Raw genomic sequence first — 13,894 nt, 5'->3', positions numbered from 1 at the left:
GAGATTCCGGCAAGCCGTTACGGCTGGAGGCTGGCGATCATGAATTGGAAAGCATGTTACGGGCCAATTCCGCGGGTTCGAGAAAGGGGTACATGTCCTCGAGCGGCGCCGAAACGATGCTGCCATCGTCAAGCTGGCGCGAACTCATCCGGGGTTCGAACGGCTGCGTCTCGTCGAGCACGACCTGGCATAAATGCGGGCCGGGTGCGTCGAGGAGTGCCGGAAGCCGCTTGGCGAAGTCAGCCGAGTCAAGGCGTGACGCCGGAATCGCAAAGGCGGTGGCGATGGCGACGAAGTCGGGCAGTGAAACGCCCGAGTCAGGATCTGCGCCGGCCACGCGCCGGAAGAAGTTCGTTTGCGAACTGCGTATCGACAGGTAGCCGTGGTTGTCGAGCACGAAGATCTTGATCGGCAAGCGATGCTGGGCGACCGTCTGGAGTTCCTGCAGGTTCATCATGATGCTGCCGTCACCGGCGAGGCAGACGACGCGGCCTTGCCTGCCGCGGCTGGCGACCGCGCCGAAGTAGGCGCCGATCGCTGCCGGCAGGTCGTAGCCCATCGATGCGCTGCCCGAGTTCGAGAACATGCGCATACCATGCTTGATCGCGCCGGCCTGGAACGGGAGGATGGTTGCGCTGGCGTTGCCGCAGGCGACGATGTCGTCTTCGTCGAGGCAGTCGAAAAGCGCCTCGACGAAGTGGTAGGGATTGATCCGGCCCCTGAACTCGCGGTGTTTTGGCAACACTGCCGGGTAAGCAAAGAAGCGTTGTCGGCACCAGGCGAGCCAGTGCTCGTGCTCGGGGTTGCGTGGCAGCGGCCTCTCGGCGAGCTGCGCGTTCAGCGCCACAAGGAAATCGCGGAGGTCGCAGCAGATGGCGAGGTCGGGCCGGACCAGCGGTTTTTCCAGTTCGGCGGCGTCGATGTCGACCTGGATCTTGAAAGCGCGTGCTGCAAAACCCGGCCAGTCGTAGCTCACCTGGCGGATATTGAGGCGGCTGCCGAGGACCAGCAAGAGGTCCGCATTTTGCACCGTGAAATTGCCGGCGCGGGTACCGATGGTGCCGGGGCGACCGCAGAACAGCGGGTCGTCGGTGGCGATCAGATCGTGGGTCCAGGCCGTCGTCACCGGGATGCCGAGGCGGTGAATCAGCGTTGCGAACTCCTCGTTCGCGTGCGCCGCACGTACGCCGGTTCCGGCGAGAATGACCGGGCGGCGGGCCTGACCCAGCCGCTTGATCAAAGCGTCCAGCTCGACATCAGAAACCCTGTGCCCAGGTTCTTGCGGAGGAACGAAGCGACGCATGCCGGCTGGTTCCACCTTTGCGCTCTGCACGTCGATCGGGATATCGAGCCAGACCGGGCCGGGCCGGCCCGAAGTCGCGAGGTGCAGCGCCTGATCGAGATGCCAGGCGAGGTCATCGGGCGAGTCGACAATCGTCGCGTACTTGGTGATAGCACGCACCATCGGGATGATTTCGCTTTCCTGGTCGCCCAATTGGCGCAGGCCGCGAACGGGCGTCGTCGCCAGACAGGTGGCGCGCTTGACCTGGCCCGAGAAAACCAGCATCGGTACCGAGTCGGTCCAGGCGCCGAAGACGCCATTGATCGCGTTGATTCCGCCGGGACCGGTAGTGACGTTGAGGATGGCCGGCTTGCCGGCGATGCGGGCGTAGGCTTCGGCGGCCATCGCTGCCGCCTGTTCGTGGTGGAAAAATACGGGCGTGATGTCGGGATGATGACAGAGTGCATCATTCAGGAACATCGCCCCGCCACCGGTGACGAGGAAGACATGGCGGTGGCCGTGATCGGCCAGGCGTTGAGCCAGGTAAGTGGCTACGGTAAGCATGGGCAGGTCTGAGCCGTGGGGATGAGCAAAGGCGCAGTACTCCTGGAGTCTGTCACGCATGCATCGAGGCTGGCCACCGGGACCGCAGTAATTTCCTCGCTCAGTTGCCAAGGCGCGTCTTCCACCAGTCCATCGAGTCCAGAACCCTCCAGTTCCTGAAATGTGACGCGGTCCGCCAGACTCTCGGCGGCACGCCAAAGCAGTTCCGGTGTGGCGTTGCCCAGAATCAGGAAGCGTGCCGGTGTCTCAGTGCGGTCGGCGAGAACCCGCAACAACGGGAAAAGATCCGGTCGTGTCTGGATTTCGTTCAGAACGACCAAACCGGTCAGCGGAAGCGGCACGGAAGCGGGATCGGATCGTCGCGCCGGATCGTCGGGATCTAACGGCAAACTGCTTGACCAGGCTATCCTGGCGTGTCGCAAGCTGTCGCGCCAGGGTGGATTTTCCAAGCTGATGTGGTCCACAAAGAGAGCAGGCTCCGGGAATTGGTACAAGCGCTGAAGCCGCTGGGCAAGATGAACAGAGCAGCATGTTCGCAACATACCATGAAATGTCGGGTTTGGAATTCGATATTCCATCGTAATTGCCTCTGGAAGATGGAGATTTTTTTCGTCGAAGATATCGTTGCCACTCAGGTGCGCGAACAATTCCTCAATGAAATGATAGGGATTGATATTGCCCTTGAATTGGCATTGCCGGGGCTGCACCGTCGGGTAGCTCGCCAGGCGTTGCCGGCATCGATCCAGATCTACTCGCGGTGTGCCGACGGCGCGGTCCAAACCCGCATTTTCCGGTCGAAGGTGGCGAGGAAGCGTTTGAGGTCGGCTGTCACCGCCATGTTCAGCCTGACAGTCGACTTGTTGAATTCGGTGGAGGATGGGCGGCAACGCGGCGATGCGGGCGTCTGCCTCCACGAGCATGGCAGCGGCCTGTTCGTGTGAAAGAACGCCAGGATCAGGCCAGCGATGGCACAAGGCGTTGTTTGAGGAACATGGCACGGAACCACCGCCGATAACGAGAAAAGCATGCCGGGTGTCAAGCCCGGCTGGCTATTGGCGAGATAGTTGGCTACACTGGGCATAGCGCGAATTCTCCACGCAAACCTTTCCTTGCGGCATGGAAAATCAGCTTAAGGCGTCTGGCCGTGGTGCGGATATCCGCAGACCTGAACAGGGCCAGATAGGCAATGCCCAGCCAGAAGCCAATTCCATTAATGAAAAACGCAACACGACTTGTCGTCATTGAGCGATAGAAGATGAAGGCATTGCGCAGATCGAGATAAACCTTTTGATCAGGCGTCTGGGGCGAAAACGCGGGATGCACCCGAGAATCTTGCGCGTGCCATGAGGCCTCCAGATCGTCTACGACTGCGCCGGCACAGAGGAAGATTGTGACACCTCTTTGCGTCAGGCGGTTGCTGAAGTCAAGGTCGTCATAATAACAGAAGTACCGCGGATCAGGGAGCTCGCCAAGCAGAAGCGTTTCCCGGGTAGCGAATAAGCCGCCATAGGCGGCGAGGCCGATTCTGAAAATACCATGGGCCGGTGGCGCCGAATCCTTGCCTGTCGAGTTGGCGCCAAACAGTTGACGCTTCAGCAGATGTCGTTCGTTGAATGCATGAAACCAACCAAAAGTATTCGGACGACCGATCGGCATCACTCCTTGGCTTACTAGGATTCTTTGCCAGGGCTGGGACCGGCGAAAGGCTTGCAACGCCAGAAGCGGACCGCTTCCGAGACGCAAATGCTCGGCGAACAAACTGTCGATGCAGTTCGATACCGGTAAGTTGTCGTCGTCTAGGAAGAGAAAATAATCGCAGTCGAGTTTGAGTGCTGTCTCAATACCCGCGCGGTAACCCCAGGCGCTACCGAGGTTTTCCGGCAGGACGACCGGCACGATGGACACGGACGTCGGAATCAGTTCCGGATGGTAGTTGCCATTGAAGACCACGACGATATGGCTGACCGGCGCGCTGGCCAGTTGGCCGATTACCTGCGCGAGGAAACTGTAGCGTTCGCCATAGGTGACGATCACAGCGCAAAGTCGCCGCTCGACAGAGGCATCAGGGATGGACATGTGCGCGCTACCGCAGCAGAAGGAACTTCACGATACGCTTGATGCGGGGCATTTGGTGAATCTTGAATATCAGGCGGCGTTTGTAACGGAAATAATGGTGGGTGACCAGCGCGGTCAGATGACCAAGGAGCGACCAGCCGCCGGGTTGCTCCTGTTCCGGAATCTCCTTGTCGGAAAAATCGGTCCAGCGGCTGATTCCCAGCACGGAAAATCGGGTGGCTTCCAGAAACTGTCGCCCGAATTTCTGGTCAGGCTCCAGGTGGCAACCTTCTGCCCACTCGTTCCAAGCATTGATGAAGACCAGGCGTTCTTTTCCCGGAAAATCCATCGCCGTGCGCCGGATTGCCTCGCTCAGCCAGTACTCGTAGTTTGCCGGAGTTCCGTTCAGAACAATCAGAGCGCGGTTCCCGGTCCGGGCGGTATTGTCCCAGGACGGGAATACGCAGCGGAACACGTTGGCCGCCGTGTAAGTCCTTTTCAGGTAGCTTTCGGCAATATCATGGAACATTACGGCGTGTCCCAGGAAGGGTTGCGAGAACGCCAATCTGTCATCTCGTCCCCTGACCGTCAGGTTGTGCGGAGGAAATTCAACGCCGCTGTCGAAACCGAACGCCGAGTAGTCGAAATTACCGTGGGTCAGCGCTGCACATAAGTATATTTCGCCGATACCGTTGGCTTTGCAGTAGTCGCGCCAGATCGAGGCAGTCTTCCTAGGATCCGGAAGCTGCTGGGGACGATAGACGATCAGAAGGGGCACACCGTCAAACCTGAGATAGCGCGCATCGCTGAGGTAGGGTGTCAGGTCGCGAATGAATTTCAGATCATCGTCAGGCAGATAGTTTTGGGCAATGAGGATCTCATGCTCGGCTGCATCCCAGCGCCGGGTCCAGTTTTCGTTGGCCCAGCAAAGACAGAAGGGCATATTGCTTTCGCTATCAGCGAGCATCTCGTCCAGCGGTCGATTGAGCAACCGCTTGCCTGAGAACCAGTAGTAGTGGTAGCAGAAGGCGTCGATTCCGTAACTCCGCGCCATTGCAATCTGCTCATGCCGGGTCTCCGTCAGGCGCAGGTCGTAGTAACCCAGATCGGCCGGGTAATGGGGCTGGTAGTGGCCGGGAAAAAGCGCGGCTGCCTTGGTGACATTGGTCCATTCGGTAAAGCCCTTGCCCCACCACGCATCGTTTTCTGGAATAGGGTGGAACTGCGGCAGAAAAAACGCTACCGTCCTGATGCCGCGGGCTGCCGCTGATTGTTTGCTGTCGGGTGTTGCGCTGATTGCTGGATCCATACTGGTTTCCGAATATCACTATCGCCTACATGGCGGTTGAGACGGGAAGTTCAGTGAGCTTTAGTGCGGGGCTGCCTGCCGTCGCTTTTACGACCACTTGATAGACCTTAGCGTGCGGGCCTAGTGCAAGCATCGCGCGCAGAGGCGCCGGCAGATTGTTCCAATGCGCGACGAGTTCGGTCTGCTCGGGTGCTTTGACGACAAAGTGTGCATCCACGATACTGAGCCCGGCGCCATCGAACAGGTTCTGTATGTTGCGCATGCCAAAGAAACGGATATGGGTTCGGTCCAGCAGTCCCCAATCGCGATACTCGAAATCGCCCTCGATCAGGCAGGCAACGATCGCACAGTGCGCTGCATGTGGAAGCGAGACGACCAGATGGCCGCCCGGTGCCAGCAAGCGCTTGGCGTCCTGAAGTACTTGCCATGGATCGTAGAGATGCTCCAGCACGTCGGCGATAACCACCACCTCGAACAAGCCCTCTTCCTGCAAGCTGTCCGTCCAATTCGGCGCGTTCAGATCCAACTTGATCACCCGATCGCAGAACTGCCGGAGTTTTTCGATGGCACTGTCGTCGACTTCGGCCGCCGTCACGTGGCACCGATTCTTTCCGCTCAGGAATCTCGTGATGGAACCGGGGCCGGCGCCGATTTCGAGTACCTTGCGGTCTTGTCCAACAAAGCGCACGACACTGGCGGGCGCGGAGTCATCGGCCAGATCCACCAGGTACTCGTAACGATGGAGCGACCCACTGTGAAAGCGCGTCTTGAGCTTGAATATCAGGGAACGCGCCCTTATCAATATTCGGTTCATTGGACTATCAATCATGGGGCAATCAGCTATTTTCGCCCAAGCAAGACGCGGGCAAGGTATCGGAGCGGCCGGGTAATGCGCCAGGATAGCGAATTCTCGTAAGCTTCAATTCGCGCCACAAGCATTTCAACCTCGCACGCTCTTTCCACGGGTGCCCGCTGCGGAACAGCGTTCGCCAGAGCAACTCGAAAATCATCCCGGGACAGATGGTCATCACGGCAAGCCTCTTGAAAAGCGGTTTCCAGTACAGCAACATCTTCGTACGTGGCGGGTTTGACATCAACATCCATCAGCGAGAGCAATTCGGCAATCACTCCTTGGCAATTTCTGTGTCCGAAATTATCTGGAAACGTGCATTGATAAAGTGTGTTGACAAGGCCACGCAGGATAACCCAAGCCAATGGAATCGGTTCGCGCACATGCCATTCAAGATCAATCATGGTCAAGACCCCTGTATCCGTAACAATCAGATTTGCAGGGATGCAGTCCAGGTAATGGCCCGGGACTAGACGATCACTCAAGGAAACGCCACCAGGGGCGTTACCCTGCAGAAGAAAATCAAGCCATTGACGAGCCAGCTTGGCAAATTTCTCAAGATCGCCATCCGGAGCCAGGCGCTGGAATTTGTGCAGCAGCAGATCGCCCGGTAGGTAGGGCTCGTCGGATGAGAGCTGGTGCGAGAGAGTAAATGATCCAACAGCTATCTCCTTGCTGTTGGCTATCCCAAGACCTGATTTCCCGACCCTCAGACCTGATGAGTTGCGGCGTATGGTTGTTTCTGAAGCCCACGCAGGCTTTCTCGATGCGGCATAAATTTTTGCCAGCCATGGATCATGGAACACAGAAAGGACATTGGTTTCGTCGGTGCTGGCGACGATCAGAAAAGAATTTGCCAGGTCGCCAATGAGGCCGTTACGCTCAATGGCTCGCCAGACGAGATGCTCATCGAATGTTTTCAGGCGATGCCCGGAATAATCTCGACCATGGCTTTGGGTGAGCAAGTTGTACAAACTAAGGCCAGCAGCAGTCTGTGCCTCTTCCGAGATCAGGATTTCGGGAAGCTTATAGTCCGGGAAAGGAAACAGGAAATGGGTATGGCTAAAACCCACAGTTTCAACAAGACGCTTCAGTTCAGTGCGCCCGAAGGTTACAGGCGTAGAGGGACTGTACTGGTCCTGGACTCCGAAGAAAAGTTTGCGCGTGTGATCCTCTGTGCAACCGTTGAAGTACTTCAGACCAAGCTGATTTTCAATGGCGAGCAGCATTGTTCCACCTGGAGCTAACAAATGACGAGCGGCAGCAAGGCATTGCAACGCTGGGTTATCGCCCGCGAAAAAAAAGTGGTGCATATTCCAGAACGCCAATCAGCGTGACCATATCGAATCCACCTGCTGACGTAAATAATTCGATGCTATCAGCCACGATCATGACATTGGCGAGGTCACGACACCGCTCCGCGGCGATGCTCGCACGTACGACGCTGCCCTCAACCGCGGTGACATGTGCCCCGGATTCTCCCAGATAGCGCGTTAGGTTGCCGCACCCGCATCCCAATTCCAATATGCGTTGCGATTTGTCAATACGAAAGGGTCGCAGCAGGTTGGCGCGAGTAGGACTGAAGTGATATTCGGTGGGCCAATCGACAATCTGCTTTCGCAACTCATCCGAGGTCGAACTCAGGTCGCGAGTCTGCTTCAGGATGGACAGTAGGCGGCGCTCGACCTCGTCACCGTCGGAATAAGCAATGCTGTCGTGCGTCGGTGTTCTCCAGATTCGCAGTTCGGAATCGAAGATGTAAGTGCGATCGTTCATCGGCAGTGGCCGAGTGCGCACAGCTTTGACCAGATGCGCGACGGCAGCGAAGTGGGCGCTGCCGAAAGGGGCGCGTGCGGGATCGGTCGGTCTTCGACGCAGGCGTCGAGGACGTCCATGATCCGCGCCGCGCTTTGGCCGAGGCATGAAAAGTGGCGCTCGCGTACCGCGGCGAGTTCTGAGCGTGTTTCGGGTAGGCACTCGATCATGTTGGTTACCATCGCCCGCAGCGCGCCTCGCTCGATCCGGGTGACGAAGTCGAAAGGCACGCAGGCTCTTCGCGCTGGTGAGGTATCGGGAATCAGCCAGTCCATCACGGCGATGCCGGGGACGTCGAGCAATAGTGCCTCGATCAACACGCTCGATTCGTCTGAAACCATCAGGTCGGCGAGTGCCAGGCAGTGGAGGATGCCGACTTCGGGGTCGATGATGTGGACATTGGGACTGGCGTTGCGGTGCAACATATTCATTTCCGCGATGCTGGCCAGTACTTCGGGATATCGATCCGACCACGGGGCTTGCTTGAGCAGCAGGTTGAACGGTAGATCGCTGAGCGCACGGACGAAATCGTCCTGTTTGCCGTGGTTTTCCCATGACGGCGCGTAGAGAATGCTGAAATCGTGGCGTAGCCCAAGCTGGTGACGCAGTTCGTCGGCCTCGCGCTGGAAGTTTTCGCGACAGTTGAATAGCGAATCGGCTTTTGGCCAGCCGAGTTGGAAGACGCCGCGCCTCGGCCGACTCTGCGGCTGCAGCGACGACCGGTACCAGCGTTCACCCCAACTCGGTCCCGGCAGGAAGCCGAGATCGAATTCGTTCCATGGCTCGGTCAGCCAATAGTCCGGCCAGATATCGTGCCGCTGCGCGAGGTCGTGCAGCATGATTGCCGAGAAGCGACTGTTCCTCGGCGAAGGGCTATGCGAGCAGTAGACGCCGATCTCTGAGGGTGCATCGATGCGGTCGCTGAATTCGACGCGGTAGCCACGCCGTTCGGCTTCGACGGCGACCGGCCGCATCGTCTGCCACTCAACCTTGTCGGTGTGGAAGAAGGTGATTTCGCGCTTCATGAAATGCCGCGGCCGTACGTTGACTAGACCTGCGGGGTCATCGATCAGCAGAGTCTCGATATCCATTGTCCGTTCAAGGCGACGGTTCCAGAAATTCCTGTAGCGGTTGCGATTCATCGGCTCGGTTCCCTGCACAGCAGGCAGTTGAAGTGGAAGGCGTTCTACGCGTAGTTATCGATGCACTGGTCGAAGATCTCGACACTGAAGCCATGCTCGCGCGCAGTTCCGCGGAAGCTATCGCGGTGCTAGCAAGCACGTTCGGCGATGCACCCGGCGCCTTTATCAAAGCAGCATCGAGGTCGATTAGCGCCTGCGGTGGTGAGCTTGCAGTGTTGGTTGTATGGCGGCCCCAAACGGATTTCCAGTGGTCCATGGGCCTAGTCCGCAAGGCCGTGCTCGCGCGAAACGATGTGCGGATAGATGTACTGTGCCGCACGTTCGAGTTGGTGGGCGTCGTCGATCTCGGCCCACAGCAGATTGTCTACGAGCAGGCAGTCGACTGCGCGGTCGCAACCTGCGGCGACCAGCGCGTGCTCGTACTCGAGGCGCAGCGAATTACGGAAATGTGCTTCGGCGCTGGCCAGCATGCCCCGGTAGAGCGGTGCCGACACGCGCGTGATGCCGACCAGTTCGCCGATCACCGCCCCTCCGAGATCGGCGCGACGCTTGGATACATTAACCAGGCGGTTGCCGTCAGCCTCGACATATACCTCGTCACCGGATGCGCTGGTTCCGGAACATAGCAGCACGTCGGTGCCAGCATGCTCGAGCACGGCCGACAGCGCGCGTTGCTCGAAGGTCAGGTCCGATTCGAGCAGCAGGAAATCGCTGTCGGTTAGCAGGTCACGTGCGGCGTACAGCGAGTGCATGCTGCCGGATTCAGAAAACAGCGGATTGTGCACTCGTTCGATGCCGCTACCCAAGCGTGCTGCTAGGTCCCGGTAGTGCTCGTCGAGGTGACCGGTGACGATGATGATGCGGCTGATGCCGGCGCGCCGCAGGCGGATAATCGATTCCTCGACGATGGGTCGCTCGCCGAGACGGATGAAACCCTTCGGGATCTGCGTCCCGAGCGCCTCCAGCCGAGTGCCGCGGCCGGCCGCGAGAATGACCGCCGTATCGATCATGGCGCCGCTTCGGGGCCGGCGAGCAGTTCGCAACAGGCAGCCAGCAGGCGGTCTACGTCGGCATCTGTGATGGCGCCCATGCCGGCGATGCGGAAGACATCGGCGGCCAGCGGGCCTTGGCCGGCGTAGATGGTGAAACCGGCGCGTTTGAGCCCGTCGTGCACTGTCGCGTAGCGGTTGCCGAAGGGTAGCCTGAAGGATGTGAGCATCGAGGCATAGTCGGCCTCGGCGAGCAACAGTTCGGCTCCCAGCGTCGGCAGTTCGCGGCGTAGGCGTGACGAGATGGCCAGGTAGCGATGCCGCCGCGCCGGCTGGCCGCCGGCATCGGCGAACTCGCGCAAGGCTTCCTGCAGGGCGAAGAATCCTTGTACCGATTGAGTGAAGGGCGACCAGCCGGCCTGCTGTTCGCGGAACAGCGGGTACAGGTCTAGATAGAGCGAATCGGCGTGGTCAGCGCAGCCGGTGAGCAGGTCGCGGCGGGCGAGGACGAAGGCCGTGCCGGGGATTCCGTGCAGGCACTTGTTCGCCGCCGCAGCAACAGCGACCAGGTTCCACTCTGCGAAGCGCAGCTCCTCGGCGGCGAAGCTGCTGACTGCGTCGAGCAGCAGGTTGACGCCGTGCCGGCGGCAGATCGCGCCCAGGCTGTCGATGTCGTTGAGGCGGCCGGTCGTCGTCTCGTGCTGCACGCAGGCGACAAAGGCGATACCAGGATCGGCGACCAGAGCCTCGTCGATCCGTTGCAGCGGGATCGGGGACAGCCACGGCGAATCGATCAGCGCATGCGGGCGACGATGTCGTGCCAGCATCGTTGCCATTCGTTCGCCATAAACGCCGTTGGCGACCACCAGGCATCTCGCTGTCGGTGGCACGATGCTGTTCAGCATCGCCTCGACTGCAGCCGTGCCCGATCCGGTCAGCAGCACCGCCGTAAAGTCCGCTGCCGCTTCCGGGTAGACCCGTTCGATGCGGGCGCGGAGGTCGAGGCTGAGTTCGGCAAACTCGCTTTCACGATGGCAGAGGTCCTCGTGAAGTAGTGCGTTGCGCACGCGTTGCGACAGTGTAACCGGTCCAGGATTGAGCAGGATCATGGCCGGCCGCCTACGGCGAGCGTGGCGCGCAGGCGTGCTGCGACTTCCGCCGGCGCGACGCGCGGGCGCGGCAGGTCGGGCAGCGCGCCGGGAAGCACCGGTACTTGAACGAATCGCGGGCCGTCTGCCGTGCCGAGTTGCGCCAGCAGTTCGGCCGGAGTCGTCGCCACCCCGGCGTGGCGGTAGCCGCAAGCAGTAGCGATTGCAGCGAAGTCGATACCGGGCGCGGCGGTCGCCTGACCGCCTGTGGACTCGTGGATGCCGTTGTCGAAGACGACGTGCGTCAGTCGGGCCGGTGCCTCGCGGCCGACGGCGGCGAGCGCGCCGAGGCGCATCAGGGCGGCTCCATCTCCGTCGAGGACAATCACCCGACGCTGCGGCTGTGCGATCGCCAATCCGAGACCAAAGCTCGAAGCGCAGCCCATTGAACCGACCATGTAAAACTGATTGCAGCGGTCAGAGAGTGCGTAGAGTTCTCGGCCAGTGTAGCCGGTGGTGGCGATGATCAGATCGTCGGGGCCGGTACTTTGCTGGATGGCACGCAGAAATTCGTGCCGGCAGAAGAGCGCCGGGGCCGGCGGTCCACCGCTTCGCCCAGAAACCCGCACGGCTTTGAGTGGTGCCAGTGGTGGTGACGGCCAGGCCTCGACCGAATTCTTGCGCATGACTAGTGCGTAGGGTCGTGAACTCCGCCGGGAGTAGTCGTCGACCCGGTCGAGGCAGACTCCGATCGTACCGGCCTTGCTCGGGAAATATTCCCAGGGAATTTCCATGGTCTCGAGCATGCATGTGGTGATTGGGCCCATAAGCGCATGCTGTGGTTCGTCCGGGGGGCCACCGGGCTCGCCGCGCAGCGTGATGATAAGAAGGCTGGGGATGGCGAAGACGTGGTTGAGCGAGGTCAGCGGGCTGAGCGCATTGCCGAGGCCGGAATTCTGAAACATGGCGATCGCCCGGACGCCGCCCAGTTCAGCTCCAGCGGTGATGGCCACGGCGTCGCCCTCGTTGGCCGCTGAAACGTAGCGCACATCGTCGCGACCGATCACATGGTTGATGAAGGGTTGCAGGTAGGAGCACGGGACACCTGCCCAAAGACCGTAGCCGCGCCGCTGTGCAGCGTCGACGAAATCTGCAGCGTTTATCATCTAGAAGCCTCCGGCATAGACCAGATCCTCGACGCTGTCGATGTCGAGCCAGTTTCCGGTCGTGTAGAGCGCTCGCACCGGTTGACCACGCAGGATCAACTCGTGCAGAAGTGCCGGGAGTTTGGCATGACGATCGCGTTGCAAGATTTGCTCGGTAATTGCGCGGACTTCGGGGAGGCTGGACACGGAGATTTTCATGAAACCCATCCACTCGCCGTGAATCTCGTCTGCTGTGAGTTGCGGATCAATCTCGAGCAGATGAACTTCGCGGTTGTAGGCAGAGCGTGAGTATGGCAACGAGCAACGCGCGTAATCAGCCTTTCGGTGCCGATTGACACTTTCCTGCCAGTTGGTGTCGACAGCGACGGCGACCGGTACGTCGACATCGCGTAGCAGTTCGACAATATACTTCTTGAACAGCACGTCGCCGTAGCAAACGATCAACGGTGTATCGGCATCGACGCAGGCAAGGGCGAGGGCCAGCGAATAGATCTCGCCACTGTCAGCGTAGCGGTCGTTGTCGACGTAGTGCAACCCGGGCAGATTGATCGCTTTCTTGCAGTAGCCGCGCACGACATGGATGCGATTGATGCCGAGTGCATTGAATGTGGCGACGATGTGGCCGAGCAGCGGCTGGTTGCCGATCCGCAGCATCGTCTTCGGCAGCTTTGCGGTCAGTTCGCCGAGTTCCGCGCCGCGCGCGGCGGCGAGTACGACGGCCCCGGGCGCATGCCGGGCTTTCGGCAGGTAACGGTCCTCGGCTTCCTGCAGGGCAGCGGCACCTTGCAGCCGGAAAATCTCGCGCACCGGCGCGATGGAGTCTTCGACGGCGACCAGACTTTCGCTGGTGAACAACGCCCTCGCCGTCTGCTGCATCGCCCGGACGCTGGCACGGAGGGTTGGGTTGGCCCAGATGACGAGGGCGATGCCATGTTCGCGGAAGACTTCGCTCGGAGTGGCGTAGTAGGTCGTTGGCACGATGACCACCGGGCACCGTTCACCCCAGGCATCCTTGAATGCGAGAATCTCGTCGGGCGTGCGCAGCGCGCTGTGGATCAGGATCGCATCGGAACCGGCTGCGTGGTAGGCCTCGGCGCGGCGCAGGGCCTCGCCGAGGCCCCATCCGGCAATGAAGGCCTCGACACGGGCGACGATCGAGAAATTGTCGTTGAACTGGGCATCCTTGCCAGCCTTGATCTTACCGCAGAATTCGTCGATGTCGGCAAGCGGCTGGCGGTTGCCGTCAATGAAGCTGTTGGCCTTCGGAAAGATTTTGTCCTCAAGGCAGACGGCGGCAATGTCGCGTTGCTCCAGCTTACGGACCAAGCGCTGGACATTGTTGAAGTTACCATAGCCGGTATCACCATCAAGCATGATCGGCAGCGACGAGGCGTCGGCCATGAACTCGATGACGTCGAGCACCTGCGTCCAGCTCGCTTCGTTGTTGTCGCGCACGCCGAGCTGCGCCGAGATCGCCAGGCCGCTCGCCCAGATGCCCTTGAACCCTGCCTCTTCGACGATCTTCGCGCTGAGGCCGTTGTGTGCCTCGCAGATGAATTCCAATCGCGGCGATTCGAGCATTGAACGGAAGGCTGCAGCCTTGTCGATTCTATTCATGAGTAGGTTTACCAGGA

General features: G+C 60.0%; 12 protein-coding genes. All 12 read right to left on the bottom strand.

Annotated elements, in window-relative coordinates:
- Positions 1-37 precede the first annotated feature (37 nt).
- A complete protein-coding gene (locus tag E4Q08_RS03065; RefSeq protein ID WP_169069289.1) occupies positions 38-1,846 on the bottom strand; it encodes a thiamine pyrophosphate-binding protein in 1,809 nt (602 codons plus the stop codon).
- On the bottom strand, positions 1,834-2,766 hold the full coding sequence (locus E4Q08_RS24020; protein ID WP_211203284.1) for a P-loop NTPase family protein: 933 nt from the start codon (positions 2,764-2,766) through the stop codon (positions 1,834-1,836). Before E4Q08_RS24020 ends, E4Q08_RS03065 begins: the two co-directional genes overlap by 13 nt.
- 148 nt (positions 2,767-2,914) lie before the next feature.
- Positions 2,915-3,922 (bottom strand): glycosyltransferase family protein, encoded by a 1,008-nt coding sequence (locus E4Q08_RS03055; RefSeq protein WP_169069288.1) that lies wholly within the window; start codon positions 3,920-3,922, stop codon positions 2,915-2,917.
- A 7-nt stretch (positions 3,923-3,929) separates the two neighbouring features.
- Entirely contained in the window at positions 3,930-5,210 is a 1,281-nt protein-coding gene (locus tag E4Q08_RS03050) for a glycosyltransferase WbsX family protein (protein WP_169069287.1), read from the bottom strand.
- Positions 5,211-5,235: 25 nt separating this feature from the next.
- Positions 5,236-6,039, bottom strand: coding sequence for a class I SAM-dependent methyltransferase (locus E4Q08_RS03045; protein WP_169069286.1), 804 nt, complete (start codon positions 6,037-6,039; stop codon positions 5,236-5,238).
- Between the two features lie 11 nt (positions 6,040-6,050).
- The gene (locus E4Q08_RS03040) at positions 6,051-7,289 is read right to left on the bottom strand and encodes a hypothetical protein (RefSeq protein WP_169069285.1); all 1,239 of its coding nucleotides are present in this window, start codon (positions 7,287-7,289) and stop codon (positions 6,051-6,053) included.
- Between the two features lie 55 nt (positions 7,290-7,344).
- Entirely contained in the window at positions 7,345-7,836 is a 492-nt protein-coding gene (locus E4Q08_RS03035) for a class I SAM-dependent methyltransferase (protein ID WP_169069284.1), read from the bottom strand.
- Entirely contained in the window at positions 7,833-8,966 is a 1,134-nt protein-coding gene (locus E4Q08_RS03030) for a CDP-glycerol glycerophosphotransferase family protein (protein ID WP_169069283.1), read from the bottom strand. Before E4Q08_RS03030 ends, E4Q08_RS03035 begins: the two co-directional genes overlap by 4 nt.
- Before the next feature lie 311 nt (positions 8,967-9,277).
- Entirely contained in the window at positions 9,278-10,027 is a 750-nt protein-coding gene (locus E4Q08_RS03025; protein WP_034908750.1) for a phosphocholine cytidylyltransferase family protein, read from the bottom strand.
- Positions 10,024-11,115: a 2-aminoethylphosphonate aminotransferase gene (locus tag E4Q08_RS03020; protein WP_034908748.1), complete on the bottom strand. Its 1,092-nt coding sequence runs from the start codon at positions 11,113-11,115 to the stop codon at positions 10,024-10,026. Before E4Q08_RS03020 ends, E4Q08_RS03025 begins: the two co-directional genes overlap by 4 nt.
- Entirely contained in the window at positions 11,112-12,260 is a 1,149-nt protein-coding gene (aepY, locus tag E4Q08_RS03015; RefSeq protein ID WP_034908746.1) for a phosphonopyruvate decarboxylase, read from the bottom strand. Before aepY ends, E4Q08_RS03020 begins: the two co-directional genes overlap by 4 nt.
- Positions 12,261-13,877 carry a phosphoenolpyruvate mutase gene (gene aepX / locus E4Q08_RS03010; RefSeq protein ID WP_169069282.1) on the bottom strand — a complete coding sequence of 539 codons (1,617 nt, stop codon included), beginning with the start codon at positions 13,875-13,877 and terminating at the stop codon, positions 12,261-12,263.
- Positions 13,878-13,894 lie beyond the last annotated feature (17 nt).

Source organism: Candidatus Accumulibacter contiguus, from assembly GCF_012940005.1.
Lineage (GTDB): Bacteria > Pseudomonadota > Gammaproteobacteria > Burkholderiales > Rhodocyclaceae > Accumulibacter > Accumulibacter contiguus.
Note: the sequence above shows the minus strand (reverse complement) of the source record. Positions and strands in the feature narration are given on the sequence as shown.

Excerpts from the sequence above, each read along its gene's own strand:
- E4Q08_RS03050 (WP_169069287.1), bottom strand. The coding sequence starts at position 5,210 with ATGGATCCAGCAATCAGCGCAACACCCGACAGCAAACAATCAGCGGCA.
- aepY (WP_034908746.1), bottom strand. The coding sequence starts at position 12,260 with ATGATAAACGCTGCAGATTTCGTCGACGCTGCACAGCGGCGCGGCTAC.
- E4Q08_RS03030 (WP_169069283.1), bottom strand. The coding sequence starts at position 8,966 with ATGGATATCGAGACTCTGCTGATCGATGACCCCGCAGGTCTAGTCAAC.
- aepX (WP_169069282.1), bottom strand. The coding sequence starts at position 13,877 with ATGAATAGAATCGACAAGGCTGCAGCCTTCCGTTCAATGCTCGAATCG.
- E4Q08_RS03025 (WP_034908750.1), bottom strand. The coding sequence starts at position 10,027 with ATGATCGATACGGCGGTCATTCTCGCGGCCGGCCGCGGCACTCGGCTG.
- E4Q08_RS24020 (WP_211203284.1), bottom strand. The coding sequence starts at position 2,766 with ATGCTCGTGGAGGCAGACGCCCGCATCGCCGCGTTGCCGCCCATCCTC.
- E4Q08_RS03040 (WP_169069285.1), bottom strand. The coding sequence starts at position 7,289 with ATGCTGCTCGCCATTGAAAATCAGCTTGGTCTGAAGTACTTCAACGGT.
- E4Q08_RS03035 (WP_169069284.1), bottom strand. The coding sequence starts at position 7,836 with ATGAACGATCGCACTTACATCTTCGATTCCGAACTGCGAATCTGGAGA.
- E4Q08_RS03055 (WP_169069288.1), bottom strand. The coding sequence starts at position 3,922 with ATGTCCATCCCTGATGCCTCTGTCGAGCGGCGACTTTGCGCTGTGATC.
- E4Q08_RS03020 (WP_034908748.1), bottom strand. The coding sequence starts at position 11,115 with ATGATCCTGCTCAATCCTGGACCGGTTACACTGTCGCAACGCGTGCGC.
- E4Q08_RS03045 (WP_169069286.1), bottom strand. The coding sequence starts at position 6,039 with ATGATTGATAGTCCAATGAACCGAATATTGATAAGGGCGCGTTCCCTG.
- E4Q08_RS03065 (WP_169069289.1), bottom strand. The coding sequence starts at position 1,846 with ATGCTTACCGTAGCCACTTACCTGGCTCAACGCCTGGCCGATCACGGC.